Origin of the sequence: Rhodococcus yunnanensis NBRC 103083, assembly GCF_001895005.1 — a bacterium.
In the GTDB taxonomy this organism is placed as follows: domain Bacteria; phylum Actinomycetota; class Actinomycetes; order Mycobacteriales; family Mycobacteriaceae; genus Rhodococcoides; species Rhodococcoides yunnanense.
Map to the genome: position 1 here is coordinate 99,661 of NZ_BCXH01000006.1, position 26,293 is coordinate 125,953.

General features: G+C 64.8%; 29 protein-coding genes. 18 read left to right on the forward strand and 11 right to left on the reverse strand.

Features of this window, described 5'->3' with window-relative positions:
- Window positions 1–79: 79 nt before the first annotated feature.
- The 3 genes from RY1_RS12245 (at window position 80) to RY1_RS12255 (ending at window position 2,669) form a co-directional block, all read left to right on the forward strand.
- Window positions 80–496 carry a DUF3151 domain-containing protein gene (locus RY1_RS12245; protein ID WP_072803844.1) on the forward strand — a complete coding sequence of 139 codons (417 nt, stop codon included), beginning with the start codon at window positions 80–82 and terminating at the stop codon, window positions 494–496.
- Between the two features lie 22 nt (window positions 497–518).
- Window positions 519–1,649, forward strand: a complete 1,131-nt coding sequence (locus RY1_RS12250; protein WP_174565369.1) for an FUSC family protein — start codon at window positions 519–521, stop codon at window positions 1,647–1,649.
- A gap of 81 nt (window positions 1,650–1,730) precedes the next feature.
- Window positions 1,731–2,669, forward strand: a complete 939-nt coding sequence (locus RY1_RS12255) for a cation diffusion facilitator family transporter (RefSeq protein WP_072803845.1) — start codon at window positions 1,731–1,733, stop codon at window positions 2,667–2,669.
- On the opposite strand, the gene RY1_RS12260 is transcribed toward RY1_RS12255, so the two are convergent.
- Window positions 2,659–3,126: a pyridoxamine 5'-phosphate oxidase family protein gene (locus RY1_RS12260; RefSeq protein ID WP_072803846.1), complete on the reverse strand. Its 468-nt coding sequence runs from the start codon at window positions 3,124–3,126 to the stop codon at window positions 2,659–2,661. The two genes, RY1_RS12255 and RY1_RS12260, sit on opposite strands and share 11 nt — an antisense overlap.
- A gap of 63 nt (window positions 3,127–3,189) precedes the next feature.
- On the opposite strand from RY1_RS12260, the gene RY1_RS12265 reads away from it, so the two are divergent.
- Both RY1_RS12265 and RY1_RS12270 read left to right on the forward strand, forming a co-directional pair.
- Window positions 3,190–4,134, forward strand: a complete 945-nt coding sequence (locus tag RY1_RS12265) for a helix-turn-helix transcriptional regulator (RefSeq protein ID WP_072803847.1) — start codon at window positions 3,190–3,192, stop codon at window positions 4,132–4,134.
- A 35-nt stretch (window positions 4,135–4,169) separates the two neighbouring features.
- Window positions 4,170–4,640 (forward strand): winged helix-turn-helix transcriptional regulator, encoded by a 471-nt coding sequence (locus RY1_RS12270; protein ID WP_072803848.1) that lies wholly within the window; start codon window positions 4,170–4,172, stop codon window positions 4,638–4,640.
- Here the strand turns inward: RY1_RS12270 and RY1_RS12275 are convergent.
- On the reverse strand, window positions 4,621–5,394 hold the full coding sequence (locus tag RY1_RS12275; RefSeq protein ID WP_245819623.1) for a site-2 protease family protein: 774 nt from the start codon (window positions 5,392–5,394) through the stop codon (window positions 4,621–4,623). The genes RY1_RS12270 and RY1_RS12275 overlap by 20 nt on opposite strands.
- Window positions 5,391–6,056: a hypothetical protein gene (locus tag RY1_RS12280; RefSeq protein WP_072803850.1), complete on the reverse strand. Its 666-nt coding sequence runs from the start codon at window positions 6,054–6,056 to the stop codon at window positions 5,391–5,393. The genes RY1_RS12275 and RY1_RS12280 overlap by 4 nt, the downstream gene beginning before the upstream one ends.
- A gap of 219 nt (window positions 6,057–6,275) precedes the next feature.
- Between RY1_RS12280 and RY1_RS12285 the strand changes: the two genes are divergently transcribed.
- Together RY1_RS12285 and RY1_RS12290 are read left to right on the forward strand one after the other, a co-directional pair.
- Window positions 6,276–7,565 (forward strand): adenylosuccinate synthase, encoded by a 1,290-nt coding sequence (locus RY1_RS12285; protein ID WP_072803851.1) that lies wholly within the window; start codon window positions 6,276–6,278, stop codon window positions 7,563–7,565.
- Between the two features lie 137 nt (window positions 7,566–7,702).
- Entirely contained in the window at window positions 7,703–8,137 is a 435-nt protein-coding gene (locus RY1_RS12290) for an LGFP repeat-containing protein (RefSeq protein WP_084727372.1), read from the forward strand.
- 399 nt (window positions 8,138–8,536) lie between these two features.
- Here the strand turns inward: RY1_RS12290 and RY1_RS12295 are convergent, their stop codons facing one another.
- Together RY1_RS12295 and RY1_RS12300 are read right to left on the reverse strand one after the other, a co-directional pair.
- A complete protein-coding gene (locus RY1_RS12295) occupies window positions 8,537–9,184 on the reverse strand; it encodes a nuclear transport factor 2 family protein (RefSeq protein WP_245819624.1) in 648 nt (215 codons plus the stop codon).
- Between the two features lie 200 nt (window positions 9,185–9,384).
- Window positions 9,385–9,903: a methylated-DNA--[protein]-cysteine S-methyltransferase gene (locus RY1_RS12300; protein WP_072803853.1), complete on the reverse strand. Its 519-nt coding sequence runs from the start codon at window positions 9,901–9,903 to the stop codon at window positions 9,385–9,387.
- Window positions 9,904–9,993: 90 nt separating this feature from the next.
- Between RY1_RS12300 and yczR the strand changes: the two genes are divergently transcribed.
- The gene (gene yczR, locus RY1_RS12305) at window positions 9,994–11,472 is read left to right on the forward strand and encodes a MocR-like transcription factor YczR (protein ID WP_072803854.1); all 1,479 of its coding nucleotides are present in this window, start codon (window positions 9,994–9,996) and stop codon (window positions 11,470–11,472) included.
- 10 nt (window positions 11,473–11,482) lie between these two features.
- Here yczR and RY1_RS12310 read toward each other — a convergent pair whose 3' ends face one another.
- The gene (locus RY1_RS12310) at window positions 11,483–12,571 is read right to left on the reverse strand and encodes a CaiB/BaiF CoA transferase family protein (RefSeq protein ID WP_072803855.1); all 1,089 of its coding nucleotides are present in this window, start codon (window positions 12,569–12,571) and stop codon (window positions 11,483–11,485) included.
- Between the two features lie 48 nt (window positions 12,572–12,619).
- Between RY1_RS12310 and purT the strand changes: the two genes are divergently transcribed.
- Window positions 12,620–13,861, forward strand: a complete 1,242-nt coding sequence (purT, locus tag RY1_RS12315) for a formate-dependent phosphoribosylglycinamide formyltransferase (RefSeq protein ID WP_072803856.1) — start codon at window positions 12,620–12,622, stop codon at window positions 13,859–13,861.
- Complete coding sequence (locus RY1_RS12320; protein WP_072803857.1) at window positions 13,858–14,373, forward strand: DUF456 domain-containing protein; 516 nt, start codon at window positions 13,858–13,860, stop codon at window positions 14,371–14,373. Before purT ends, RY1_RS12320 begins: the two co-directional genes overlap by 4 nt.
- A 43-nt stretch (window positions 14,374–14,416) precedes the next feature.
- On the opposite strand, the gene RY1_RS12325 is transcribed toward RY1_RS12320, so the two are convergent.
- Window positions 14,417–15,151, reverse strand: coding sequence for an amidohydrolase family protein (locus tag RY1_RS12325; RefSeq protein ID WP_072803858.1), 735 nt, complete (start codon window positions 15,149–15,151; stop codon window positions 14,417–14,419).
- A 66-nt stretch (window positions 15,152–15,217) separates the two neighbouring features.
- On the opposite strand from RY1_RS12325, the gene RY1_RS12330 reads away from it, so the two are divergent.
- Window positions 15,218–16,090, forward strand: a complete 873-nt coding sequence (locus RY1_RS12330; protein WP_371829470.1) for an SMP-30/gluconolactonase/LRE family protein — start codon at window positions 15,218–15,220, stop codon at window positions 16,088–16,090.
- Between the two features lie 136 nt (window positions 16,091–16,226).
- Here RY1_RS12330 and RY1_RS12335 read toward each other — a convergent pair whose 3' ends face one another.
- Window positions 16,227–17,597, reverse strand: coding sequence for an FAD-dependent oxidoreductase (locus tag RY1_RS12335; RefSeq protein ID WP_072803860.1), 1,371 nt, complete (start codon window positions 17,595–17,597; stop codon window positions 16,227–16,229).
- Window positions 17,598–17,985: 388 nt separating this feature from the next.
- Between RY1_RS12335 and RY1_RS12340 the strand changes: the two genes are divergently transcribed.
- From RY1_RS12340 to RY1_RS12370, 7 genes are read left to right on the forward strand one after another with little or no spacing between them, the layout of a single operon-like run.
- Window positions 17,986–18,855: an ABC transporter permease gene (locus RY1_RS12340; protein ID WP_072803861.1), complete on the forward strand. Its 870-nt coding sequence runs from the start codon at window positions 17,986–17,988 to the stop codon at window positions 18,853–18,855.
- A gap of 7 nt (window positions 18,856–18,862) precedes the next feature.
- On the forward strand, window positions 18,863–19,891 hold the full coding sequence (locus RY1_RS12345) for a taurine ABC transporter substrate-binding protein (protein WP_072803862.1): 1,029 nt from the start codon (window positions 18,863–18,865) through the stop codon (window positions 19,889–19,891).
- A gap of 10 nt (window positions 19,892–19,901) precedes the next feature.
- Window positions 19,902–20,702: an ABC transporter ATP-binding protein gene (locus RY1_RS12350; protein WP_072804031.1), complete on the forward strand. Its 801-nt coding sequence runs from the start codon at window positions 19,902–19,904 to the stop codon at window positions 20,700–20,702.
- Window positions 20,703–20,714: 12 nt separating this feature from the next.
- Entirely contained in the window at window positions 20,715–21,581 is an 867-nt protein-coding gene (locus RY1_RS12355; protein WP_072803863.1) for a TauD/TfdA dioxygenase family protein, read from the forward strand.
- 29 nt (window positions 21,582–21,610) lie between these two features.
- Window positions 21,611–22,138: an Rv0361 family membrane protein gene (locus tag RY1_RS12360; RefSeq protein WP_072803864.1), complete on the forward strand. Its 528-nt coding sequence runs from the start codon at window positions 21,611–21,613 to the stop codon at window positions 22,136–22,138.
- Between the two features lie 30 nt (window positions 22,139–22,168).
- On the forward strand, window positions 22,169–22,582 hold the full coding sequence (locus tag RY1_RS12365) for a rhodanese-like domain-containing protein (RefSeq protein ID WP_072803865.1): 414 nt from the start codon (window positions 22,169–22,171) through the stop codon (window positions 22,580–22,582).
- A complete protein-coding gene (locus tag RY1_RS12370) occupies window positions 22,579–23,850 on the forward strand; it encodes an O-succinylhomoserine sulfhydrylase (protein ID WP_072803866.1) in 1,272 nt (423 codons plus the stop codon). The genes RY1_RS12365 and RY1_RS12370 overlap by 4 nt, the downstream gene beginning before the upstream one ends.
- 1 nt (window position 23,851) lies before the next feature.
- On the opposite strand, the gene RY1_RS12375 is transcribed toward RY1_RS12370, so the two are convergent.
- From RY1_RS12375 to RY1_RS12385, 3 genes are all read right to left on the reverse strand, one after another.
- Window positions 23,852–24,934: an isochorismate synthase gene (locus RY1_RS12375; RefSeq protein WP_072803867.1), complete on the reverse strand. Its 1,083-nt coding sequence runs from the start codon at window positions 24,932–24,934 to the stop codon at window positions 23,852–23,854.
- Window positions 24,934–25,692, reverse strand: a complete 759-nt coding sequence (locus RY1_RS12380) for an HAD-IIA family hydrolase (protein ID WP_371829472.1) — start codon at window positions 25,690–25,692, stop codon at window positions 24,934–24,936. The genes RY1_RS12375 and RY1_RS12380 overlap by 1 nt, the downstream gene beginning before the upstream one ends.
- A 91-nt stretch (window positions 25,693–25,783) precedes the next feature.
- A complete protein-coding gene (locus RY1_RS12385; protein ID WP_072803869.1) occupies window positions 25,784–26,050 on the reverse strand; it encodes a WhiB family transcriptional regulator in 267 nt (88 codons plus the stop codon).
- Window positions 26,051–26,293 lie beyond the last annotated feature (243 nt).

Here is a 26,293-nt window from a genome sequence, read left to right on the forward strand (position 1 = left end):
GCACACTGCACGCAAGAGCCTAATAGGCAGTCCGGGTGGCCGAACGCAACCGCTCGCAGTGTCGGGGCACAATGGGCACATGACTTCATTCGGTGACTTGCTCGGACCGCAACCGACACTGCTTCCCGGGGACGACGAAGCAGAGTCCGCGTTGCTCAACCACGAGGACCCGGCGACGGTGGCCGCCGCCAACCCGACGGCGTCGATAGCCTGGGCATACCTGGCCGAGGCTGCTCTCGACGGTGGCCAGACCATCACCGCGTATGCGTACGCACGAACCGGGTACCACCGTGGACTCGATCAGCTGCGTCGTAATGGATGGAAGGGATTCGGGCCGGTCCCGTACAGCCATGAGCCCAACCGAGGATTCCTCCGCTGCGTCGCCGTCCTCGCCAAGGCCGCGCGCGACATCGGCGAGAACGACGAGTACGCGCGATGCCTCGACCTCCTCGAAGACAGCGACCCCAAGGCAGCGGAAGCGCTCGGCCTCGGCTGACGGCCTGCCGTCGATTCGGCGGATGCGTCCGACGGCCCGCCGGGGCGGAGCTCGTATCCGCGCGGGGCGCAAGCGGCTGCAGCTGTCGCTGCTTCCGATCATTCAGTGCGCGCTGGCAGCAGGCGTCGCATGGTTCGTCGCAACGGACATCGTCGGTCACACGCATCCGTTCTTCGCACCGATAGCGGCCGTCGTATCGCTCGGTGTGTCGCTCGGTGCGCGGTTGCGTCGATCGGCCGAGCTCGTGGCCGGGGTGACCGTCGGAATAGGCGTCGGAGATCTGATCATCTCCGCCATCGGCAGCGGACCATGGCAGATCGCGCTCGTCGTCGTTCTCGCGATGTCCACCGCGGTATTTCTCGACGGTGGCCCGATCATCGCGATGCAGGCGGGTTCCTCTGCGGTGCTCGTCGCGACCCTCATACCGCCGGGGGATTCCGGCGGCATCGACCGGATGGTCGACGCGTTGACCGGTGGCCTGGTCGGGATCGCGATCGTGGCGCTCATTCCGACGCACCCGGTGTGGCGCGCGCGTAAGGATGCCGCGAAGGTGCTCGGGACGGCGTCGGATGTTCTGCAGAAAGTTGCGGACGGACTCGTCGCCAACGACCCGAAACCGATCGAGGATGCGCTGAAGAAGGCGCGCGCGACACAATCCGACATCGACGCGATGCGGACCAATCTCAAGGGTGGCCACGAGATCGCCAGGATCTCGCCGTTGTACTGGGGGCACCGCACTCGCCTCGCGGGTCTGGCCAAGACCGCCGACCCCATCGACAACGCGATCCGCAACATTCGCGTGCTGGCTCGTCGTTCACTGACCTTGGTCCGCGACGACGAGATCCTCGATCCGCGTCTCGTCGACGAGGTCGAGAAGCTGGGTCAGGCGGTCGAGGTGTTGCGCAGGATGATTCTCGCCGATCCAGGAGAGCAGCCCGATGCCGCCGAGGCAGCGCGCGTTCTCCGGACGGTGGCTGCGGGCGCGAAGCCGGAGTTGATATCGAATGCGGGACTGTCCGCGACGGTGGTGCTCGCACAATTGCGCTCGATCGTCGTCGACCTGCTGCAGGTTGCCGGATTGAAGCGAATATCCGCTCTTGCCACGCTCCCGCCGACCGTCGAGAAGCCGGATGTGACGCCGGATCCGCTCTGATCGTGTCGGCCTCCGAGGCCATTGCACATATGCGCATGTACGCATATGGTGAGTTCGGCATCAACCGACCGAGGGGGAGACATGGGCGCGGGGCACGGGCACAGTCACGGCATGACGGGCGGCGGGGCCTCCGGCGGCAAGAGTGGCGCACCGTCGAGCAAGCGCATCCGCAACATGGTGATCGCCCTGGTCATCCTCGTCGCCTTCCTCGTGCTGGAAGCCACCGTCGCGCTACTCATCGATTCTCTCGGCCTGCTCGCCGACGCAGGCCACATGTTGACCGACGTCCTGGGGATGTCGATGGGCCTCGTCGCGCTACTGCTCGCCAGAAAAGGCAGTGCGGTCGCGGCACGAACCTTCGGATGGCATCGCGCCGAGGTACTGACGGCCATCGCGAATGCCGTGCTGCTGCTCGGCGTCGCGGCGTTCATCATGTACGAGGCCATCGACCGAATCGGTGACGCCCCCGACATCCCGGGGCTGGCGATGGTGCTGACGGCAACGGCGGGTCTCGCGGCAAATCTCGTCGTCATGCTGTTGATCCGCGGCGACGCCAAGGACAGCATCGCCGTACGCGGCGCGTACATGGAAGTGCTGGCCGACGCCGTCGGCAGCGTGGGCGTGCTCGTCGCCGGATTGCTGCTGTTGGTGTTCGGATGGACGTGGGCGGACATCGTCGTCGGCGTCGCGATCTCGTTGTGGGTCATCCCGCGCGCGCTGAAGCTGGCGGGCTCAGCATTGCGGATACTCACCCAGACCAGCCCGGGCCACGTCGATGTCGAGGCCGTGGAAGCGGACCTTGCCGCGCTGCCGGGTGTCGTCGGCGTGCACGATCTTCACGTGTGGACACTGACCACCGGCATGGACGTCGCGACCGTGCATCTCGAATGCGACGGCTCGGGTTCGGTGCTGCTCCAACGTGCGAAAGCCGTCCTCGGTACGTACGGGCTCGATCACGCAACCGTCCAGGTCGAGCCTCGATCGCACGGTTCGACGTGCAAGGACGAACTCACCTGGTGAAGGTTCGCACGTCGGTGCCGGGTCGCCACAATTGAATCTTCATCCGCTCGTCCACGATCGACGTCAGCACCACTTCGGTGATGTCGAGGTCGAATACGTTGTACGGCACCAGTTCCGGTGGCGCGTCGTCGAAGATTTCTTTCAACGCGGCCGGGTCGACGATCTCGATCGCGGTACCTGCGATCTTCGCGTCACCGCCGTCCATCGAGTGATGACCGGGATTGCTGTGGATGGCGAACCGGGGATCGCGTTGCAGATCCAGCACTTTGAGCGCACCGGGCATCGATCCGAGTCTCAACGTTCCACTGCTCGGGAACTCCACCTCGGTGCCGCTGACCCGCGGTGAGCCGTCGCGTCGAAGCGTCGCGAGTACGTGGTGTCGGTGCGCGGTCAAGCGTGCGGATACGGCCGCCGCGAGTGTCGGTGCCGCCTTCTCGAATTCTGTCCAGGTCGCCATGGAAGTCAGTATCCGCATCGATCACTGACACCGTGTGTCAGTGAATTTTCGTAGGATTCTCGCGTGCGATCGTCGCGGCTACTCGAACTGATGCTGATGCTGCAGCATGGGCGGTCCACGACGGCTCGGGCGCTCGCCGACGCAACGGGGGTGTCGGTCCGCACGATCTATCGCGACATCGCCGCGCTCGGCGCGGCCGGAGTTCCGCTGTGGACCGAATCGGGTCCCGGTGGAGGTGTGCGATTGCTCGACGGGTGGCAGTCCAAGCTCACCGGCATGACCGACGTCGAGACCTCCGCTCTGATGCTGCTGGGCGTGCCGTCGATCGCAGCCGATCTTGGCCTGGCCGACGCCGCCGCGGCCGCCGAGCACAAACTCCTCGGCGCACTGCCGGTGCCGCTGCGGGACGGTGCGCGGTTGTGGCGCGAACGCCTCTACGTCGATGCGCCCGGATGGTTCGCCGCTCCCGCGTCGAACGAACATCTTTCGGTGATCAGCGCGGCAGTACTGTCCGCGCGGCAACTGGCGCTCGAGTACCGCGGAACCGTCCGGACGGTGAATCCGCTCGGTCTCGTCGCGAAGGCCTCGGTCTGGTACCTCGTGGCGGCGCGTGCGGACACGGTGTTGTCCTACCGTGTGGACCGGGTGACCGGGGTCGAGTTGTCGGCGGAGCCCGCAGTCAGGCCCGACGGTTTCGACCTGGCGTCATGGTGGTCGAACGCCGCGGCCGAGTTCGATCGCGCGCTGCTGAGGTTCGACTGCGATGTCCGCCTCGCACCTGCCGCCGTGCGCATGCTCAGCGCAGTGATCGGCCGCGAGGCCACCCCCGATCCGATGCCCGCGCCCGAGGGCGACGGCTGGACCCTGTGCCATCTACGGCTCGAGTCCGAGAGTGTTGCACTCGGCCAACTCACATCGCTCGGTGCCGGTGTGGAAGTGATCGAGCCCCTCTCGCTACGTCGATCCCTGTGCAGGCTTGCGCAGGACATGGTACGGCTCAACATCTGACTTGCGCTGTAAAAAGTCAGCGTAGGGTTTACTGCGTGGTAGCGATGAGATTGAAGGGTGTTCTCGCGGACAGATCCGCGTGGAAGGCGACCAGGTGCTCGATCGATCGGGCGATGGGTGTCATCGGCACGCGGTCCGCGGTCCTCATCCTTCGTGAGGCGTTCTACGGCACTACACGGTTCGACGACTTCGCCGAGCGCGTCGGCATCACCGAGGCCGTCGCCGCCGCGAGACTGAAGGACCTGACCGCCGCCGGGGTGTTCGAGAAATCGCCCTATCGCGAGCCGGGCCAGCGCACCCGATACGAGTATCTGCTCACCGAGATGGGAAACGACCTCCTCCCGATCGTGCTCGGACTGATGCAGTGGGGGGACAAGTACCTGCAGGACGACGGTGGCCCGCTGCGCGTCACGGCCGACCGAGAGCCCGCGCGAGTCGATGTCGTCGGTCAGGACGGTCGGGTGCGCTCTGCCGAGAATCTCGAGGTCAGAGCCAGAAACGCATGAGGTAGTTGCCGTACTGGGCATATATCTCCGGAACGCCCGAGAGTTCGAACACCCAGTAGATCGCGTCGAAGAATGCGACGTTGATCGCCGGGACGAACAGGAACGCGACGAGGATCAGAATTCCGTACGACTTGAAGTTGGCGAGCGCGCGCCGAGTGTCGTAGGACAGGTACGGCTCGATCGCGGCGTAGCCGTCCAGGCCGGGGACCGGAAGCAGGTTCAGCACGGTAGCCATGACCTGCAGAAAAGCGAGAAAGCTCAGCCCCCACCAGAACACGAGATGATCGCCGCCCATCCCGAACACGCGGATGACGATCAGCAGAATCACGGCAGTGATCGCATTGGCGGTCGGCCCGGCCAGAGCGATGCGGCGCTGCACCTTCGGTTCGAACATTCCGGGCCGGAGATACACCGCACCGCCGGGTAGTCCGATTCCGCCGATGGCGATGAAGACGACCGGCAGCACGACCGACAGCAGGACGTGGCTGTAGCGGAGCGGATTCAGGGTCAAATAGCCGCGAAGCTCCACTTCACGGTCTCCCGCGCGGTAGGCCGTGTATGCATGGCCGAACTCGTGCAGGCAGACCGTCACGATCCATCCGGCCAGTACCAACACGAACACTCCGACGCGAGCGGCGACGGACGACGGCTCGGCCGTCCACGCGATCACCCCACCAGCCACCGTGGCCGCGACGACCCCGAGAAACACCGGGCTCGGCCGCACCGGGCTGCGTCTGACCGGAGTTCGATTCACCGGACCAGCAACCACTCCTGGTCGTGCCGGTAGAACGTCGACCGCTTGACCTCTCGGTCGCCGAGAATTCCGTCGCGGGTCAGCTGGGCTGCCGTCGCACCGAGCTGCATGGCACGACCGACGGCCCACCGGCGTCCGAGCAACAACCTGCGTCCGGTGACACGAGCCTTGAGGCCCGGCATCTCGGGTGTCGGGACGACCTCGACACCGGGGGCCCGGCCGGAGAACAGCTGGGTGTCGTCGACGTAGGCCTCACCTTCGAGCTCGCTTCCCGACGATCCCCGAACCACCGCTCGGCCCACGACGGCTTTGCCCGCGTCGTCACGAATGAGCGGGGTCGGCGTGGCCTTCCCCGTCATGGCGACCTTGGCTGCGCGTGAGCCGGTGCCGAGTCGATAGATATGTCCTGCCGCCGTCACGGCTTCCGGTACGAACGCGAGCTCGAAGTGCAGCCGCTCGGTCCGCATGAGGCGCGTCAGCACAGCCGCGAGGGACGAGTCGTCGCCCAGGACGATGACTCGGGGGTCGGGTGCGTTGCCGACCGCCCCGAACAATTTCTCGCACTCCTCGTTCGTCGGAACGGGGGACGCCGCGGTGAGCGGAACATCGGTCAGCGAAATCGGCAACGGCGGATTTCCGCAGTGCAGGACGAAAGGTGTCACAGTGCTCGGCCTGTCGGCCGAGAACGTGCGCGCGTATGTCTCACAGTGCTCCCTGTATCGGCCGCGGTTTTCGAGTCCACCGTAGCGTCAAGTCCGCGCGGGGCTGGTGCCGAGCCGGGCAGAACAAGGTCTCGGCTAGACTGACCTCCCGGCCTGCCTCGATACCTGGCAGCAACCTGCGCGATACGTCATTGCACGCGAGAGACACCAGGAGAGCACATGCCGGCGATAGTCCTGATCGGCGCCCAATGGGGCGACGAGGGCAAAGGCAAAGCGACCGATCTGTTCGGAGAACGCCTTCAGTGGGTCGTTCGCTATCAAGGTGGCAACAATGCCGGCCATACGGTTGTACTCCCGAACGGCGACAAGTTCGCCCTTCACCTGATTCCGTCGGGAATCCTCACGCCGGGCGTGAAGAACATCATCGGCAACGGCGTCGTCGTCGATCCAGGCGTACTGCTGACCGAACTGGCAGGCCTCGAAGAGCGTGCCGTCGATACGACCGGCCTGCTGCTCAGTGCCGATGCGCACCTGATCATGCCGTACCACGTGGCCATCGACAAGGTCACCGAGCGCTTCCTCGGCGCTAAGAAGATCGGTACGACGGGCCGTGGCATCGGACCCTGTTACCAGGACAAACTGGCACGTGTCGGTGTGCGTGCCGCCGATGTGCTCGACGAGAAGATCCTGACGCAGAAGGTCGAGGCGGCCCTGGAGTTCAAGAACCAGGTTCTGTCGAAGATCTACAACCGCCGCGCGCTCGACCCGCAACAGGTCGTCGACGAGGTGCTCGGACAAGCAGAGGGCTTCAAGCACCGCATCTCCGACACACGCTTGGAGCTCAACCGTGCACTCGAGCGCGGCGAAACCATTCTGCTCGAGGGCTCGCAGGGCACGCTCCTCGACGTCGATCACGGCACCTACCCGTACGTGACGTCCTCGAACCCGACGGCGGGCGGCGCGGCCGTCGGCTCCGGCATCGGACCGAACAAGATCAACACCGTCCTCGGGATCCTGAAGGCGTACACCACGCGTGTCGGTTCTGGCCCTTTCCCGACCGAGCTGTTCGACAATCACGGTGAGTACCTCGCCAAGCAGGGCGGCGAGGTCGGTGTGACGACGGGTCGCGCACGGCGTACCGGATGGTTCGACGCGGTCATCGCCCGTTACGCGACACGCGTCAACGGCATCACCGACTACTTCCTGACCAAGCTCGACGTTCTGTCCAGTCTCGACACGGTGCCGATCTGCGTCGCATACGACGTCGACGGTGTACGTCACGACGAGATGCCGATGACGCAGACCGGCTTCCATCACGCCAAGCCGATCTACGAGGAACTGCCCGGTTGGTGGGAGGACATCTCCGCCGCGCGCACGTTCGAGGACCTCCCGAAGAACGCACAGAACTACGTGCTGCGTCTCGAGGAGCTATCGGGCTCGCACATTTCGTACATCGGAGTGGGTCCAGGGCGCGATCAGACTATTGTGCGTCGGGATATTCTGGCCTGAAAAAGACCCCGAGTTCGAATACGACAGCCTTTTCCGGACGGCACTCCACCTCGAAAAAGTGGAGTGTCGTTTTGCTGTTACCAAATGCGGAAAAAGGCGGATAATAGGCTTCAGAATCGCTTGGGGAGGAAAAGCCTATGTCCGCGTCGTACAACGGTTTGGATGTATTCGGATATCAATTCGATCGCTTTGCTTACGAACATCCGTGGATCGGTGAGCAAATCGGGGAGTTCATGCTCGGCCCAGCGGGCGGAGGTGTACTCGAGTACACCAATGCCACTGTGTTCGCGTTGCCCGAGGGGGGAGCACACGAGGTGCACGGTGCCATTTTGGAGTGGTACAACGCGCACGGGGGACCGTATGGCCCCCTTGGTTATCCGATCTGTGACGAGAAGCCGACTCCCACGGGGTACGGGCGCTACAACCTGTTCGAGAACGGTGCCGTCGGTTGGTTGCCGGAGAGCGGCGCCTTCCCGATCGGTGGGTCCTCGACCGCGGTGACCGACGAGAGCGTCGAGGAGGTCGACGTCGTCTCGGTCATCTCCGAGCCGCAGACCAGGATGTCGGCCTGAGGTCGATGTCGGTCTGAAGTTGATGTCGGTCTGAAGTTGATATCGGCCTGAGGTACAGGTCGAGCAGTAGCCGAGGTGTTCGGTTCCGATGAATCGAACTCTTCGGTTTCTGTCTTTCTGTTGCTATTTCAATTGAGGTGCAATTCTTTTACCGCGTGCATGATCGACAATTACGATGCCGTGGAATGGCGAAACATTTAGTGATGCTGACGAATTGAGCGCTCGTTCAGAATTCCAGCTGCGCGCTTGTACTCGACCATCCCATTCGGATCCATCCCGTGTCCGGTGGCCAGCGCGCAGTCGATGTTGTCTTCACACCCAAAATGATCACGCGCTGGCCGCCCCGATCAGTGCACACAGGCCGATACCAACGATCAGAAACGAACTACTGCTGAAGTGCTAGCCGGTTGTGCCGCGAATCGGGCATCCACCGGCGAGCGGTGAGAGCAACTCGTCGCTGTCGTAGAAGTGTTCGACCTCGGCAAGCTTCAGATCATCGCTCAACCGCGCGATGCTGACACCGAACATCTCGATGGTCTCGCCGGTAGGCGCGTTGCCTTTGTATTCACCTTCGAACGCACCCCAGTGGCGCCATTTGAACGCTACAACTGGTGGAGGCGAAAGAATTTCGAGCACTTCCCAGAAGAATCCATTCGGAAGCGCGGCGTGGAAGACATCGTGGGAGGAGTCGAAACTCTCCTTGGTGCTGTCGTAGAACACCGATTCGCCGACGAGCACGTTATAGCTGCCGCGTTCGACGATATCGGCGCCGTCCGCCCACGGACCGCCGTTCACCCGCGTGCGAAATCGATCGGCCACGACCGAAACCCACGTTGCGGGGTCGTGCTTGTGTGAGACCTCCATCTCGAAGACTCGAACCAAGTTCTCGACGACCAGCTCCAGGGAGCCCTCCTCGAAACTGGTCGTTCTCTGCTTCGGAACCACCTCATCCGTCAGCGCGTAGTCTGGCGTCCCGCCTCGCCAATCCCCCGGATCTGCCGCCGCGACAACCGCATTGCGCCCTTCGAGCCACAATGATGTGGACACATTTTCAACCACTTTCTCAATCCCCCCAGAGTTGCCGTTTAATCCGAGGCGATAATAGGTCGAGGATCCGAAGTGTGCACACGAACCGGCGGTCCGAAGGCCCGCTGGCTGAGCAAATGCGTGTGCGTTTGCGTGGTTGCTGGGCGTTGATCCTGCTGTGTGCGCAAATGCGTGTGCGTTTGTGTGAATGGCGGGCGGGCTCAGAACAGCGTCGGCTCTCCGAAACCGGCGACACCCTCGATCGCGAGGATCTTCTCCTTCGTGCTCGCGCCACCGGGGGCCGAGAAGCCGCCGACTTCGCGGCCTGCGCCGAGCACACGATGGCACGGGATGATCACCGGCACGGGGTTCCGGCCGAGCGCCCCACCGACGGCCTGCGCTGCGCCGGGGTGGCCGAGGCGCGCGGCGATCTCGCCGTACGTCTTCGTCGATCCCGCCGGGATGGATCGGGTGAGGGCGTAGACCGATGCGTCGAAGTCGGAGACGTCGAGGACGACGGGCACCGTCGTCAGATCAGCTTGCTTGCCGTCGAGCAGTGCGGTGATCTTGTCGATGGCCGAGGCGGCCACAGCGTCGGGAACTCCGAGTTCTGCCTCGAAGCCCTGCAGATAGTCCGCCAGTGCGTCGTCGGGCTCGGGAAGTCCGACTGCGAGGACGCCAGCGTCTGTCCACGCGAGGCCGCAGTGGCCGATGGCGGTGTCGAACAGTACGTAGGGCACGCGGTCAGTATGAACCCGTGGTACGACCAACAGTCCACTCGATGAAAATTGGATTTGATCCAGCAGTCCAGTGGGCGAATACTGGGAGCCATGGCCACCCGAGTGCTCAACGCAACGTCACTGGCTCGCGATCTGGGCCGATGGCGCACCGATGCGGACGGGGCACCTGGACGTCGACGCACCTCGCGTCCCACCTACCGCGCGCTGGCCGACGGGGTGCGGCTGCTCATTCACGACGGGCGGATCCCGCTCGGAGCAGGTCTTCCGAGTGAGCGCGACCTGTCGGCGGCACTGGACCTCAGTCGCACGACCATCACCTCCTCGTACGCCGTTCTGCGCGAGGAGGGGTATCTGATCAGTAAACAGGGCGCCCGCAGTACCGTCGCACTTCCCGACATGGCACGGCCGAATGGGTTGCTGGTGCAGACGCGAGATGCGGCAGGCCCCGTCATCGATCTCAGCCATGCCGCGATGGCGGCGCCGACGGAGTCCATGATGTCGGCGTACACGTCTGCGCTGCAGGCACTCCCGTCGTATCTGTCGACGCACGGGATGGAACCCATAGGGCTCGCGGTGCTGCGTGAGGCCATCGCTCGACGGTTCGTCGAACGTGGGCTACCCACGACGCCCGATCAGATCATGGTGACATCCGGTGCGCAGCAAGCGGTTCGGCTGCTGCTGGGTACGTTGACCTCACCGGGGGACCGTATTCTGATCGATCACCCCACCTACCCGAATGCGCTGGAGGCGATCCGGCGCGTGGGGGCACGCCCGGTTCCGGTTCCGATCGGACCCGACGACTCGGGCTGGGATCTGGAGGCAATTGCGGGCGCGGCGCGCCAGACGGCGTCGAAAGTCGCCTACATGATCCCGGATTTCCACAATCCGACCGGGCGATGTCTGCACGCGGAAGGCCGTGCGGAACTGGCCCGTATCGCACGCGATACGTCGATGACACTGATCGTCGACGAGACCATGGTCGATCTGTGGCTCGATGCGCCCCCGCCGCCGCCCGTGGCCTCGTTCGGGCGAGTATCGGGAACCGACATCGTCACCATCGGCTCGGCATCGAAATCGTATTGGGGCGGTCTGCGGATCGGCTGGATTCGCGCCAATCCGTCGTTGATCAGCCGACTCGCCGGATCACGGGCCGCGCACGACCTCGGCACGTCCGTCATGGATCAACTCGCCGCAGGGTTTCTGCTCGAGGATGCAGACAGCATCCTGGGCGCCAGGCGCAGGCAACTTCGGGAGCGAAGGGCTGTGCTGGAAGCTGCACTCGCCGAACATCTTCCGGACTGGAGCTACCGGCGTTCGACGGGTGGGATGTCCCTGTGGCTGGAACTGCCGACTCCGGTGTCGAGTGCTCTGGCCGCGACCGCGCCGTCGTTCGGTGCGGTGCTGGCAGCAGGGCCGAGATTCGGTGTCGAGGGTGCGTTCGAACGTTTTCTCAGGCTGCCGTACACCCGCGAGCCGGCCGAGCTCGCGGCAGCGGTTGCAGCCACCGCTGCCGCCTATCGTGCTCTGGCGCCCAATGCTGCGACGCGTGAGCCGGTCCTGGTTTTCTAGCCCGACGCGGTCAGCGCCATATGGTGTCGGCGTCCACCGCGGAAGACGGTGGCGGCGTGGGTATTCCATTGGGGGTGCGGGAGAAGCGCGGCGCCGGACGGTGTTGAGTGACACCGTCGACCTCGATGAGCGTGCCGCGGGCCTGCAGATGCGGCTGCTCGGGCGCTTCGCCGAACGTCAGAACCGGTGAGACACATGCGTCGGTGCCGTCGAAGATCGCGGCCCACTCGTCGCGCGTCTTGGACTCGAACTTCGCGGTGAGGATCTCACGCATCTCGGGCCACCGGTCGCGGTCGCCCTGCCCCGGCGTCGTAGTGGGGTCGAGTTCGAGCAGTCGGAGGAGTTCGGCGAAGAACTGCGGCTCCAGCGCGCCGACGGCCATGTACTTTCCGTCGGAGGTCTCGTAGGTGTCGTAGTACGGCCAACCGGTGTCGAGCATGTTGACTCCACGCTCGTCGGACCAGGCTCCGACTCCGCGCATAGCCCAAATCATATGCGCGAGGGACGAGGTGCCGTCGACCATCGCGGCGTCGACGACCTGACCCTGACCCGACGTCTGACGCTCGAACAAGGCAGCCAGAATCCCGAACACGAGATACATCGATCCGCCGCCGAAGTCGCCGACCATGTTCAGCGGCGGCACCGGCCGCTCGCCCGTACGACCGATGGCATGCAGGACGCCGGTGATCGAGATGTAGTTGATGTCGTGACCCGCCGCGGACGCCCATGGGCCTTCCTGACCCCACCCCGTCATACGGCCGTAGATCAGGCGCGGGTTGCGGGCGTGCGCGTCCTCCGGTCCGAGTCCGAGCCGCTCGGTGACGCCGGGACGAAATCCCTCGATGAGAACGTCCGCGCGTTCGATCAGGCCGAGGACACGCTCGACGTCGGCTGGATCCTTGAGGTTGGCCTCGACGAGAGTTCGGCTTCGAAGCTGTTGATCGTGCTCGGAGATCTGACCTGCGCGTTGGACTCGGATGACGTCGGCACCGAGATCCGCCAGCAGAAGTGCCGCGTGCGGACCCGGGCCGAGGCCTGCGAGTTCGACTACACGAAGTCCGGCGAGCGGACCCATTTTCGATGAATCTTGTTCCGACACGCATCCTCGTTCCAGTGGAGGGGTAGCAGGGTGAACCGAGGCTAACTTATGTGCGGGTGCCGAAGTGGTCGGGGTGTGGATAATGGGCGGGTGAGCCCGCGAGAAGATGCTGCCCGAATCGGTACCCCGCTGACGCCAGGAGCCACGAGAGTGATGCTGTTGGGCGCAGGGGAGCTCGGCAAGGAAGTGATCATCGCGTTCCAGCGTCTCGGTGTCGAAGTTGTTGCCGTCGACCGCTACGAGAACGCGCCAGGGCATCAGGTCGCTCATCACGCCTACACGATCGACATGAGCGATCCGGTCGAGTTGGTCAAGCTCATCGACGCCGAGCAACCCGATTTTGTCGTCCCCGAGATCGAGGCCATCGCCACCGACGCACTCGCCGAGGTGGAGAAGCGCGGTCGCAGCGTTGTGATCCCGACCGCCCGTGCGACACAACTGACGATGAACCGCGAAGGAATCCGCAGACTGGCAGCCGAGGAGTTGGGTCTGCCGACCTCGCCGTACGCGTTCGCCGGATCCCTCGCCGAGGTCGAGAAGGCACTGGCGACCATCGGCTTTCCCGCCGTCGTCAAGCCCGTCATGTCGTCTTCGGGCAAGGGGCAGTCGGTGGTGCGCGGGCCGGAGGACGTGAGCGCGGCGTGGGAGTACGCGTTGGCAGGTGGCCGTGTGGACCTGGGCCGAGTCATCGTCGAGGGATTCGTCGATTTCGATTACGAGATAACGCTTCTCACCGTCCGGTCGGAGTCCGGCACGGACTTCTGCGAGCCGATCGGGCACCTGCAGGAATCGGGTGACTACATCGAGTCATGGCAGCCGCAGCCGATGTCGGATACCGCCATCGCGGCCGCACGGGATGTCGCTGCCAAGATCACCGACGCGCTCGGGGGCCGCGGCCTGTTCGGTGTCGAATTGTTCGTCAAGGGTGATGACGTCTACTTCTCCGAAGTCAGCCCACGGCCGCACGACACCGGGCTCGTCACGCTACGGACACAACGGTTCTCGGAATTCGAACTGCACGCCCGCGCCATCCTCGGTCTGCCCGTCGACGTCACGCTCGTCTCGCCCGGAGCATCGGCGGTGATCTACGGCGGTGTCGACGCGAAGGGAATCGCATTCGACGGCGTCGCCGACGCATTGTCCGTGCCCGAGACCGACATCCGGCTGTTCGGCAAGCCGGAAAGCTTCGTGCGACGACGCATGGGCGTCGCGGTCTCGACGGCGGGGGACATCGCCACCGCGCGTGCACGAGCGACCGACGCTGCGGGCAAGGTTCGTCCCGTCACGTGAACGCGGGTGGGGAGGTTCTGGTCGCTCTCGCAATTGCCGTCGGGCTCGTCGGGATCGTGGTGCCGATACTGCCCGGCACGATCCTGATCTTCGCCGCAATCACGGTGTGGGCCATCGCTTCCGGGGGGTCGGTGGCGTGGACGACGTTCGCCGTGGCGACGTTCCTGCTCGTCACCAGTGGGGTGGTCAAGTACACGTGGCCGGGGCGACGGATGAAGGACGCGGGGATACCGACTCGATCGCTCGTCGTCGGTGGGCTCGTCGGAATAGTCGGGTTTTTCGTGATCCCGATCGTCGGGCTCTTCATCGGTTTTGTCCTCGGTACCTACCTCGCGGAGCTACCACGGCACAGGAGCGTGGTCGGGGGATCGACCAGAATGCGCGACAGTCATTCTGCGGCATGGAGATCGACGGTGCACGCGACCAAAGCTGCGGGGCTGTCGATCCTCGTCGAACTGCTCGGCGCGTTGCTCGCCAGCGGGGTCTGGCTCGCGGCAGTCCTATTCACGTGACGTGCTTGTTCACCTGACGCGCCTGTTCACATCCCGCGCCTGTTCACGTGACGCGATACCAGGCACGCGCATTGCCGCCGAGCACGGCGGGCAGATCACCGCCGACGGCCTCGGCGATGAGGTCGATGTCGGACTCGTCGAATCGTCGTGGTCCCCTCGTGCCAGGAAGGTCGGTGCCGAACATCAGCGCCGCCGGATTGACCGCGTGGATCTGCCTCATCGTGTCGACGATGTCCATGTCGGTGCGGCCGAAACCGGATGCTTTCACACGGGCGCCGCGGTCGACGAGGTCGAGTAGGTAGGGCAGACCCTGGGACGACATCCCGAGGTGGTCGATGCTCACGGCGGGCAGTTTCGACAGGATCGGTTCGAGCGAGAGCAGCATCGCCGCTTCCACGTAGAGCTCCGCGTGCCAGCCGACGAGCTCGTTCGCCTGCCGTGCCTGCGCGGTCAGCGTCTGCACGTCCGTCGCGCCGCGCTTGAGGTTGAGGCGGATCGCTCGAACGCCCGCTGTGTCGAGCTCGACGATGTCCTCGTCCGTGGCCTCCGGATCGAGCTGTGTCACACCCACCCAGCCGTGTCCCAGAGTGTCCAGCGACGAGACGAGGAAACTCTGATCGGTGCCGTGGAACGACGCACTGATCACCGCGCCGCCCGTGATGCCGAGCCCGTCGGTGTCCTTGTCGTACTCGGCGATCGTGTACGGCTCCGGTTGGTACCCCTGATTCTCGACCAGCGGAAACCGAGGATCGAGGATGTAGCGGTGGGCGTCGAACACCCCAACAGCATGCCAGCTCCGTCATTTCCACTCGACGAGACCCGGACCGGTGCTTGAATGCGATCCATGAAACCCGACTTCACAGTCGTCCTCGACGGCTACACCTACTTCGAGTGTCCACGCTGGCACGGCGGTCGTATATGGGTCTCGGACTTCTACAGTCATCGAGTGCTGTCGGCCAACGCGGACGGCTCCGACGTGCGGGTGGAAGCAGAGGTACCGCAGCAGCCGTCGGGGCTCGGCTGGCTACCGGACGGCCGTCTGCTCGTGGTGTCGATGCGCGATCACACGATCCTGCGCCGGGAAGACGACGGATCGCTCGTCGTGCATGCCGATTTGTCGTCGTATGTCGATGCGAACCTCAACGACATGCTCGTCGACGACCGGGGCCGTGCCTACGTCGGCAACTTCGGGTTCGATCTGATGAACCTCGCGACGCCCGACACGGCGGATCTCATTCGAGTCGATCCCGACGGGTCAGCACACGTCGTGGCGAAGGATCTCTACTTCCCGAACGGCATGGCGCTGACGCCGAACGGCGAACTCCTCGTCGACGAAACCGTCGGCAATCGGGTGAGCGTGTTCGCGGTGCATCCCGACGGGACCCTCGGTGAGCGCCGCGACTGGGCGAAGTTCGCCGAACTGCCCGACATGAGCGATATGACGACTGCGCTGGGGCAACTGGTCGTCGCGGCCGACGGGTGCTGCATCGACACCGACGGTTCGTTGTGGGCGGCCGATGCACTCGGCCAGAGGATCGTGCACATCGTGGAGGGCAAAGGCATCGTCGAGCAACTCGAGTTCGACACGGGCGTGTTCGCCTGCGGGCTCGGCGGGGACGACGGGCGGACGCTGTTCGTGTGTGCGGCGCCCGACTTCAACGAGCACCAGCGCAAGGTCGAGACGGAAGGAAAGCTGCTGGCAGTGACGCTGCCCTGATCCCCCTGTGGGCGCAGTGACGACGTCACTGCGCCCATTTGATGCAGGAGTGGAGCCTGCGGAACGACCCGTTCGGTGCAGGAGTGGAGCCTGCGGAACGACCCGTTCGGTGCAGGAGTGGAGCCTGCGGAGCCGCTCAGGCTTTGTCGGGCTCGGAGGCTTTGAGCATGTCGTGACGCTCGACGACCTTGACGCGTTCGCGGCCTTCGGGTTCGCCGAGGGAGCGCTCGTGGGCGTCGAGGCGGTACCAGCCGTCCCAGGTGGTGAAAGGGACCTTCTTGTCTTCGAGGAACTTGGTGACGGCGTCGAGGTCGGGTTCGGTGGCGCCGGTGAAGTTCGGTGCGTCTTCGAGCAGGCACGCCACTGTCTCGTTGGCGTCGCCCTTGGTGTGGCCGATGAGGCCGACGGGTCCGCGCTTGATCCAGCCGGTGACGTAGGTGGCGGGGACGGTCGTCGTCGACGAGGGTCCTTCGACCACGCGGCCTGCTTCGTTGGGGATGGTGCCTGCCTGGTCGTCGAACGGCAGCTGGCTGATGTTCTGCGAGAGGTAGCCGACGGCGCGGTAGATGGCGCTGACATCCCAGTCGTTGTACTTGCCGGTGCCGCGGACGTTGCCGGTGCCGTCGAGCTCGGTGCGCTCGGTGCGCAGGCCGACGACCTTGCCGTCTTCGCCGAGGATTTCGGTGGGCGATTCGAAGAAGTGCAGGAACAGCTTGTGCGGCCGGTTGCCGACGTCGCGGATGGCCCAGTCCTGGAGTGTGTTGGCGACCATGTCGACCTGCTTGGAGGACCGGCGGGCGGTTTCGGAGCCTTCGTCGTAGTCGATGTCCTCGGGGGCGACGATGACCTCGATGGTCGGCGAGTGGTCGAGTTCGCGGAGTTCGAGGGGCGTGAACTTGGCCTGGGCCGGTCCGCGGCGTCCGAAGACGTGGACTTCGACGGCCTTGTTGGCCTTGAGGCCCTCGTAGACGTTGGCGGGGATCTCGGTGGGGAGCAGTTCGTCGCCGGTCTTGGCGAGAACGCGTGCGACGTCGAGTGCAACGTTGCCGACGCCGAGGACGGCGACCTTCTCGGCGTCGAGGGGCCAGGTGCGGGGGACGTCGGGGTGGCCGTCGTACCAGGAGACGAAGTCCGCGGCGCCGTAGCTGCCCTCGAGGTCGATGCCGGGGATCTTCAGATCGCGGTCGGCGTTGGCGCCGGTGGAGAAGATGACGGCGTCGTAGAAGCGGCGCAGATCGTCGAGGGTGATGTCGGTGCCGTAGTCGATGTTGCCGAGGAGTCTGACCTGCGGCTTGTCCAGCACCTTGTGCAGGGCGGTGATGATGCCCTTGATGCGGGGGTGGTCGGGTGCGACGCCGTAGCGAATCAGTCCGAAGGGTGCGGGCATGCGCTCGTACAGGTCGATGCTCACATCTGTATCGGACTTCATGAGCGCGTCGGCGGCATAGATACCGGCGGGGCCTGCGCCGACGATGGCGACGCGGAGTGGACGAGTCTGATCAGTCATGTGCAGCGAACTACCTTCGTCGACGGAAGTACGGACAACCCAGCATAAATTAAGCATTACCTGATCTGGGCTGCTGGTCCGCCCTCCAGGCTACTTGGCACGATCTGCAGTCTCCACAGACTCCGGACTTGAGCTATTTCCCTGTTTCAGGTAGGAATTGCATCATGCAGACGACATTCCTGGTCCGGCGGCTTGCCGTCGACTTCTGTCGTACCTGCACGACCATGTGTTGTCGGTGACCACACCCGACGCCAGGGCCTGATCTTCTTCTCTCCTCTGTGCAGCTCTGCATCTCTCCCTCTCTCTTCGGTCCGCTCTACAGCACCCCCTCTCTTCAGCCCTGCTGCGCTGTGCGCATGGCTGCTTACTTCGGCACGAAAGTGACCTCATGTCGACATCCGTCGAGATACCTCCGGACGATCCCGTCCGATCCTCGGCAGCGGCTCCGGTACGGGACAGAACCCGTCGCGGTCGTGGCTACCTGACCACCATCGGTCTCCCGATTCTCTCCCTCGTCGTCTTCGTCGGGCTGTGGCAGCTCGCCGCATCGAGCGGTATATGGAACGAGACGTTCGTTCCGTACCCGAGCACGGTGTGGTCGGCATTCGTGGACTTCTCGACAACGCACGACGGTGTGCGCGGCTACCAGGGCTACCTGCTCTGGGAGCACCTCTACATGACGCTGCGACGGGTATTCGCGGGCGTGATCATCGGAATCGCGCTCGGTGTCGCGCTCGGTCTTGCCATGGGCACCATCTCCTGGGTGCGGGCCGTGCTCGAACCGTGGTTGACGTTCCTGCGTGCATTGCCGCCGCTGGCCTACTTCTTCCTTCTCGTCATCTGGCTCGGAATCGACGAGGCACCGAAGGTCACGTTGCTCGCGCTTGCGGCGCTGCCACCGGCCGCGGTTGCGACGACGGCAGCAGTCCTTGCGGCTCCGGTCGGCCTCGTCGAGGCCGCTCGTGCGCTCGGCGCGAAGCGGCGAGATGTCATTCGCGACGTCGTCATCCCATCGGCACTTCCCGAAACATTCACCGGCATAAGGCTTTCGGTAGGAATCGCGTATTCTTCGGTCGTCGCTGCCGAGCTGTTCAACGGTCTTCCCGGCATCGGCGGCGCAGTCAAGGATGCCAGCAACTACAACAACACCCCGGTCGTGCTCGTCGGCATCTTTGCCATCGGCATCTCGGGTTTGATCATCGACGGCCTGTTGCGATCACTGGAACGCCGTGTCGTTCCGTGGCGTGGAAAGATCTGAGGAAGACATGAAACTCACCAAAGCTGTTGTCGCGCTTGCCGTAGGGGCGCTCGCACTCACCGGCTGCGCCGTCGACAACTCCGACAACGACGACAGCAAGCCCACCATCCGTATCGCGTACCAGTCGTTTCCCAGTGGCGACCTCGTCGTCAAGAACAACGGCTGGCTCGAAGAAGCGTTGCCGGACTACAACATCAAGTGGACCAAGTTCGACTCTGGCGCAGACATCAACACGGCGTTCATCGCGGGTGAACTCGATTTCGGTGCCATCGGCTCCAGCCCGGTGGCGCGTGGATTGTCTGCGCCGCTGAACATTCCGTACCAGGTGGCGTTCGTTCTCGACGTCGCCGGTGACAACGAGGCATTGGTCGCGCGCAACGACACCGGAATCGAGTCGGTCGCCGATCTGCGCGGCAAACGCGTCGGGACGGCATTCGCATCGACAGCCCACTACAGTTTGCTCGCCGCCCTCGAGCAGGCCGGGCTGAGCGCGTCGGATGTCGATCTCATCGATCTGCAGCCGCAGGCCTCGCTCGCTGCGTGGGAACGCGGAGACGTCGACGCCGTCTACACCTGGCTGCCGACGCTGGACGAGCTGCGCAAGACCGGCAAGACACTCGTCGCCAGTCGTGAGCTCGCCACCGCAGGAAAGCCGACGCTGGATCTCGGTGTCGTCTCGACATCGTTCGCCGACGAGCATTCGGAGGCCGTCGACGCGTGGCGCCAGGTCGAGACCCGCGCACTCAACACCATCGCCGACGACCCCGATGCAGCTGCGAAAGCCGTTGCGGCAGAGATCGGAATCACGCAGGACGAGGCCGCGAACCAGCTGAGTCAGGGCGTCTTCCTGACGCCGGAGGAACTGACGTCGTCCGAGTGGCTCGGAACCGAAGGCTCGGTCGGCAACATCGCCGTGAACCTGCAGAGTGCATCGGAGTTCCTGGCTGCGCAGAATCAGATCGACGCTGCGGCGCCGCTGTCGACGTTCCAGGACGCGATCTACGTGAAGGGGCTTCCCGGTGTCCTCACAGACTGACACGTCCCGCATCGGCGCTCCGAACGCCGGTGACCGGACTCTGGACGGGTCGATCCGCATCGACAACGTCTCGCACATCTACGGCAAGGGAACCGATCGAGTCACCGCGCTCGGTCCCGTCGACCTGACCGTCCCGCCGGGGGAGTTCCTCGTGCTCGTCGGTGCTTCGGGTTGCGGCAAGAGCACGCTCCTACGGCTGATCGCCGGCTTCGAGAGTGCCACGGAAGGGTCGGTTCAGGTCTCGGGTACAACGCCGACGCCAGGGCTGACGTCCGGTGTGGTCTTCCAGCAGCCGCGTCTGTTCCCGTGGAAGACCGTCGGCGGAAACGTCGATCTCGCATTGAAGTACGCGGGAATCAGCAAGGGGGCGAGAGTCGCTCGCCGTGACCAACTGCTGGCCCGTGTAGGACTGGAAGGGACGGCGGATCGCAAGATCTGGGAGATCTCCGGCGGCCAGCAGCAACGTGTGGCGATCGCGCGGGCATTGGCGGCGGATACGTCGTTGCTCCTGCTCGACGAGCCGTTCGCCGCGCTGGACGCACTTACTCGTGAGAGGCTTCAGGAAGACTTGCGTCAGGTCAGTGCCGAGTCCGGCCGCACGAGCGTGTTCGTGACGCACAGTGCCGACGAAGCGGCCTTTCTCGGTTCGAGGATCGTCGTCCTGACCACCCGCCCTGGGCAGGTCGCTCTCGACATTCCGGTCGATCTCCCACGAAGCGGTGTCGACGCAGACGAGCTCAGAGGCTCACCGGAATTCGCCGCGCTGCGTGCCGAAGTCGGACACGCGGTCAAAACCGCAGCAGCTGCATAGAAGGAGGAGAACATGACCACTGTCGAAACCGCAGTGTCCTTGACGCTCGACAAGTTCGGGCCGAGGTTCGGCGCCGAGGTGATCGGACTCGACGTCGCGTCGGCGTCCGATGCCGAGGTGCTCGCGATTCGTGAGGCGCTCGTCGAGCACAAGGTTCTCGTGCTCCGCGGGCAGTCGCTCGACGACGAGGGGCAGATCGACTTCGGTCGGCGCCTCGGCGAGCTGACCGCAGGGCATCCCGTGCACGACAGTGGTCATGTGGCTGCCGAGGTGTACGCCCTCGACAGTCAGGACAACGGCTTCGCCGACATCTGGCACACCGACGTGACGTTCATGGAGCGTCCGCCGATGGGTTCGATCCTGCGACCCGTCGTCCTGCCTCCGCACGGCGGCGACACCAACTGGGCCGACAGTCAGCTCGCGTACGAGTCGCTGTCGGCTCCGGTTCGGCAGATGATCGACCAGCTCACCGCCGTACACGACGGCAACCGCGAGTTCGGGTACTACCTCGCGAGCAAGCGCGGCGGCAAGGGCAACGTGTGGGACGGCAAGGAGGTGACCGCGCTGGTACCCGTCGAACATCCGGTGGTTCGGGTCCATCCCGAGACCGGACGCAAGGGGATCTTCGTCAACCCCGGTTTCACCTCGCACATCGCCGGGGTGTCGGAGGCGGAGAGCCGCGGCATCCTCGACTTCCTCTACGCGCACCTGACGAAGCCGGAGCATGTCGTGCGGCACCGGTGGCGCCTGGGCGACCTGGTGCTGTGGGACAACCGGAGCACCTCGCACTACGCGAACCGTGATTACGGCACCGAGCATCGCGTCATGCACAGGATCACGCTGCGTGGGGATATTCCGGTCGGACCCCGGCAGCCGTAAGCGAAGGTCCTGCGAGGAAGATTGCAGGTATGGCGTCGTGGCGTGAACGTAGACAGTTGTGGGTCGAGAGCCGTGAGGAAGCCGCGAACAATGCTTCGAGGGTGGCTGCCGAGACGGGTGAGCGACGTCCGGCGAGTGCATGGCCGTTCCTGCTCGCGGTCGGCATCGTCGTGGTGATTCTGGGCGGGATCTTCCTCGCGGCGCAGTTCGCGCCCGCGGAGAAGAACATCACTCAGGCGCAGTTGATGACCGACGCCATCACCGAGTTCGTCGATGCGCAGAACGCCGGCGATGTCACGGCGCTACGCGCGACGACGTGTCAGGACCAGCTCGCGCAGATCGTGACCGGAAGCGACGAGCAGTACCGGCAGGCGAGAGCCGCCGACGTCGCCGACAACGGCAAAACCGTCGTCGACGGTGCCCCGACCGGTTACGAGGTCAACGGTGACCGCGGCGTCGCGACCGTGCCGATCAAGCAGGAGAAGTCCGGTTCGACGTCGAACGACGAGTGGAAGTTCGTTCGTGTCGACGGCAACTGGTTGGTGTGCAATGTTTGAGTCGAAACCTCTCTGTGGAAGGCTGAACCCGTGAGCTACGCAGGCGATATAACCCCGCAGGCAGCGTGGGAGCTGCTACGTGACGACCCCGACGCGGTCCTGGTGGACGTGCGCACGCACGCCGAATGGCAGTACGTGGGTGTGCCGGATCTGTCGTCGATCGATCGGCCCGCTCATCTCATCGAGTGGGTCAGCTATCCGAACGGCGCGCGCAACGAGAATTTCGTCGATCAGTTGAAGGACGCAGGCGTCGACGGTCGACGCCCGGTGGTGTTCCTGTGCCGGTCCGGCCAGCGTTCGATCGGCGCGGCCGAGGCTGCGACGGCGGCGGGCATCGGCCCGTCGTACAACGTGCTGGACGGATTCGAAGGTGCGACGGACGCCGAAGGCCATCGCGGCGCTGTGGGCTGGCGCGCGGTCGGACTTCCGTGGAGGCAGGGATGAGCGAGTCGGGGAATGGCTCCGGCGGGCAGGAGCGAAGCGACTCGGGGAATCGGGTGCCGAAGGGTGGGGGATTTTCGAAGCCGCTGCCGGCTGGTGTGGGCCAAGGCACGCTCGGAGTTCGGGGCGGACTGATGCGGTCCGGCTTCGACGAGAACGCCGAGGCGCTCTATCTGTCCTCCGGGTTCGTCTACGAGAGTGCCGGGGCCGCCGAGCAGGCGTTCACCGGTGAGATCGATCATTTCGTCTACTCCCGTTACGGCAATCCGACGGTGAAGATGTTCGAGGAGCGTCTGCGCCTGATCGAGGGTGCCGAGGCGTGCTTCGGCACGTCGAGCGGTATGTCGGCGGTGTTCACGGCGCTCGGTGCGCTGCTGAAGGCCGGTGACCGACTGGTGGCGGCGCGCAGCCTGTTCGGCTCGTGCTTCGTCGTGTGCAACGAGATTCTGCCGCGGTGGGGCGTGGAGACGGTGTTCGTCGACGGCGAGGACAACGCGCAGTGGGAGGAAGCACTGTCGGTTCCGACGACGGCGGTGTTCTTCGAGACACCGTCGAATCCGATGCAGTCGCTCGTCGACGTCGAGCGAGTGTCCGAATTGGCGCATGCTGCAGGCGCAACCGTGGTGCTGGACAATGTTTTCGCGACGCCACTGCTGCAGCGAAGCCTCGAGCTCGGGGCCGACGTCGTCGTGTACTCCGGGACCAAGCACATCGACGGGCAGGGCCGTGTGCTCGGCGGCGCCATTCTGGGCAGCAAGGAGTACATCGACGGACCGGTGCAGACGTTGATGCGGCACACCGGGCCTGCGCTGAGCCCGTTCAACGCGTGGACGCTGCTCAAGGGTCTCGAGACGATGCCGGTGCGCGTGCGCCACTCCACGCAGTCTGCGCTCGAGATCGCGAGGTTCCTCGAGGGTCACAAGGCGGTGTCGTGGGTCAAGTACCCGTACCTCGAGTCGCACCCGCAGCACGAGTTGGCCAAGAAGCAGATGAGCGGCGGCGGGACCGTCGTGACGTTCGAGTTGGATGCACCCGGCGGTGAGGGCAAGAAGCGCGCGTTCGAGCTGCTCGACGCTCTGAAGGTCGTCGACATCTCGAACAATCTCGGCGACGCCAAATCGCTCGTCACGCATCCGGCGACGACGACGCACCGTGCCATGGGCCCGGAGGGTCGCGCAGCGGTCGGCATCACCGACGGTGTTGTGCGTATTTCGATCGGTCTGGAGGACACTGCCGATCTGATCGCCGATCTCGACCAAGCACTGAGCTGATCTACGCGAGCCCGAGTGCGGCGAGAACCGTGCGGAACTTCGCCGTCGTTTCGGCGAGTTCCGCATCGGGATCGGACGCTTCGACGATGCCTCCGCCCGCTGTCGCCAGGGCCGAGCGGCCGTCGGCGGCGAGCACGAGGCATCTGATGGCGACCATCCATTCGCCGTCGCCGGAGCCGTCCGTCCACCCGACGGCACCGGCGTAGAAGCCGCGCGGTCCTTCGATCCGTGAGATCGCCGCCATTGCAGCCATCCGCGGAACGCCCGCGACGGCGGCCGTGGGGTGCAACGCGAGCGCGAGGTCGAGCGCGGTGGTTCCCGGGTCCCGAAGCACACCGGTGATCGGTGAGCTCAGATGCCACAGTTGAGGTGTGCTGCTGAGCTGAGGCGTGGCCGGCACCTCGATGTCGGTGCACAGCGGTTCGAGCGCGGCTTTGATCTCGTCGACGACAAATCTGTGTTCGGCTTGATCCTTCGCACTCGCAGCGAGCTGCTCGGCGATGACCGCGTCGATAGCCGGGTCGGCGCTGCGCGCGGCCGTCCCGGCAAACGGATGGCAGCTCACGATCGAGCCATGACGACGCACCAACAGCTCGGGGCTGGAGCCCACGAGATATCTGCCCGTGTGCTCGCCGCCTGCCGCCGACAGATCCACGGCGTAACCGTTGCCGAGCGGGTCGGCGCCGACCAATGCGTCGAGGAGCGCCAGCGGCGCGATCGCGGCATCTGCCTGCAACCGGAGCGAGCGGGCCAGCACCACTTTCTGTGCGGTTCCGCGGCGGAGCGAGTCGACGAGCGCTCGAACCCGTTCGACGTGCATGTCCGACGCCGGGACCTGTTCTCCGATATGCACTTCGGGAAGCTGGGTTCTCTCTTCGGCCCTCCAGGGGCCGTCGGTCCTGACGAGCGACGTCGGTTCGACGAGGGCCACGGGATCGGTGACGTCGAACGGTAGTGCCCCGACGACGGTGCTCCCGGATCGTACTGCGGCGACGGCGTCGGTCAGAGACGAGAAGGTGCGTTGGACTCCGCCGGCCTCGACGTTGTAACCGCGACGGGACAGAACGAAAGGTGACGTCGGCATCAGAACGGAGACTGTGTGCGCCCGACGAGGTCGGCGACCGAGTTGATCACCTTCGTCGGCCGGTACGGATAGTTTTCCACCGACGCCGTCGTCGAGATACCGGTGAGGACGAGGATGGTCTGCAATCCGGCTTCGAGTCCCGACAGCACATCGGTGTCCATGCGGTCGCCGATCATCAGTGTGCTCTCGGAGTGTCCACCGATCGCGCGCAGAGCCGAGCGCATCATCAGCGCGTTCGGTTTACCGACGTAGTACGGCTCGCGGCCGGTGGCCTTGGTGATCAGTGCGGCGACGGACCCGGTGGCGGGCAACGAACCCTCGCGGGACGGTCCGGTGGCATCGGGGTTGGTCGCGATGAACCGGGCACCCTTCTCGACGAGCCGGATCGCGGTGGTGATCGCCTCGAACGAGTACGTGCGAGTCTCGCCGAGCACGACGTAATCGGGATTGGAATCGGTCAGGACGTACCCGATGTCGTGCAGGGCCGTCGTCAGCCCCGACTCGCCGACGACGTACGCACTGCCCCCTGGACGTTGGTTGCCGAGGAAGTCGGCGGTGGCGAGTGCCGAAGTCCAGATCGTGCTCTCCGGGATGTCCAGTCCTGTTCGTTCGAGCCGTGCCCGCAGGTCGCGGGGTGTCCGGATCGAATTGTTGGTCAGCACGATGAACGGAATCTCGTTGGCCTGCAGCTCCGCGACGAACGCGTCGGCGCCCGGTATGAGGTGATCCTCGTGGACGAGCACGCCGTCCATATCCATCAGATAGGTCCAACGCTGCGGTGCATCAGGTGAGCTCACCTCACCCATTGTGCGCTACGGGCCATCTGCGCTACATGCGCTGGGCCCTGCGCTACCCCGCCTTCCGCTCTGCGGTACGCCGTAGAGCGCGTTCGCGGGCGGTCATTCCGCCCCAGACTCCGAAGGGTTCGTTGGCGGCAAGGGCGAACCGTCGGCACTGCGAGATGACCGGGCATTGTCCACACAGGACTTTTGCCTGATCCTCGCGTTGCCGCCGAGCCGTCCGACCTTCGCCCGAGGGGGAGAAGAAGATGTCGGAACTGCTGCCGCGGCAGACCGCGTCGAGCTGCCACTGCCACGCTGCTGTTGTGGGTGCCATACAGCGATGATGTCGGTCGAAAAGGCTGGTGGGAAGGTTTCGAATCATCCAGCGTCTAATGGTTCGGTGAACTTTCAGGGCGTGCTCGCCCGCGAGGGAAGCCGCGGGGACAGGCGTGTTCTCCAGCTGGCGTGAGCGGCTGTCGACAATTGAATCAGCCTGATTCGATTGTGACCGGAGTTCACCGAACATGCTGGTGCACAGTCGATCAGGGCGTCGTGATCGATGTTCGGGCAGTCGAGT

Excerpts from the sequence above, each read along its gene's own strand:
- purT (WP_072803856.1), top strand. The coding sequence starts at position 12,620 with ATGTGCGGGTGCCGAAGTGGTCGGGGTGTGGATAATGGGCGGGTGAGC.
- RY1_RS12340 (WP_072803861.1), top strand. The coding sequence starts at position 17,986 with ATGTCGACATCCGTCGAGATACCTCCGGACGATCCCGTCCGATCCTCG.
- RY1_RS12290 (WP_084727372.1), top strand. The coding sequence starts at position 7,703 with ATGTCCGCGTCGTACAACGGTTTGGATGTATTCGGATATCAATTCGAT.
- RY1_RS12250 (WP_174565369.1), top strand. The coding sequence starts at position 519 with ATGCGTCCGACGGCCCGCCGGGGCGGAGCTCGTATCCGCGCGGGGCGC.
- RY1_RS12255 (WP_072803845.1), top strand. The coding sequence starts at position 1,731 with ATGGGCGCGGGGCACGGGCACAGTCACGGCATGACGGGCGGCGGGGCC.
- RY1_RS12375 (WP_072803867.1), bottom strand. The coding sequence starts at position 24,934 with ATGCCGACGTCACCTTTCGTTCTGTCCCGTCGCGGTTACAACGTCGAG.
- RY1_RS12380 (WP_371829472.1), bottom strand. The coding sequence starts at position 25,692 with ATGGATATGGACGGCGTGCTCGTCCACGAGGATCACCTCATACCGGGC.
- yczR (WP_072803854.1), top strand. The coding sequence starts at position 9,994 with ATGGCCACCCGAGTGCTCAACGCAACGTCACTGGCTCGCGATCTGGGC.
- RY1_RS12360 (WP_072803864.1), top strand. The coding sequence starts at position 21,611 with ATGGCGTCGTGGCGTGAACGTAGACAGTTGTGGGTCGAGAGCCGTGAG.
- RY1_RS12330 (WP_371829470.1), top strand. The coding sequence starts at position 15,218 with ATGAAACCCGACTTCACAGTCGTCCTCGACGGCTACACCTACTTCGAG.
- RY1_RS12355 (WP_072803863.1), top strand. The coding sequence starts at position 20,715 with ATGACCACTGTCGAAACCGCAGTGTCCTTGACGCTCGACAAGTTCGGG.
- RY1_RS12260 (WP_072803846.1), bottom strand. The coding sequence starts at position 3,126 with ATGGCGACCTGGACAGAATTCGAGAAGGCGGCACCGACACTCGCGGCG.
- RY1_RS12370 (WP_072803866.1), top strand. The coding sequence starts at position 22,579 with ATGAGCGAGTCGGGGAATGGCTCCGGCGGGCAGGAGCGAAGCGACTCG.
- RY1_RS12285 (WP_072803851.1), top strand. The coding sequence starts at position 6,276 with ATGCCGGCGATAGTCCTGATCGGCGCCCAATGGGGCGACGAGGGCAAA.
- RY1_RS12345 (WP_072803862.1), top strand. The coding sequence starts at position 18,863 with ATGAAACTCACCAAAGCTGTTGTCGCGCTTGCCGTAGGGGCGCTCGCA.
- RY1_RS12245 (WP_072803844.1), top strand. The coding sequence starts at position 80 with ATGACTTCATTCGGTGACTTGCTCGGACCGCAACCGACACTGCTTCCC.
- RY1_RS12335 (WP_072803860.1), bottom strand. The coding sequence starts at position 17,597 with ATGACTGATCAGACTCGTCCACTCCGCGTCGCCATCGTCGGCGCAGGC.
- RY1_RS12385 (WP_072803869.1), bottom strand. The coding sequence starts at position 26,050 with ATGGCACCCACAACAGCAGCGTGGCAGTGGCAGCTCGACGCGGTCTGC.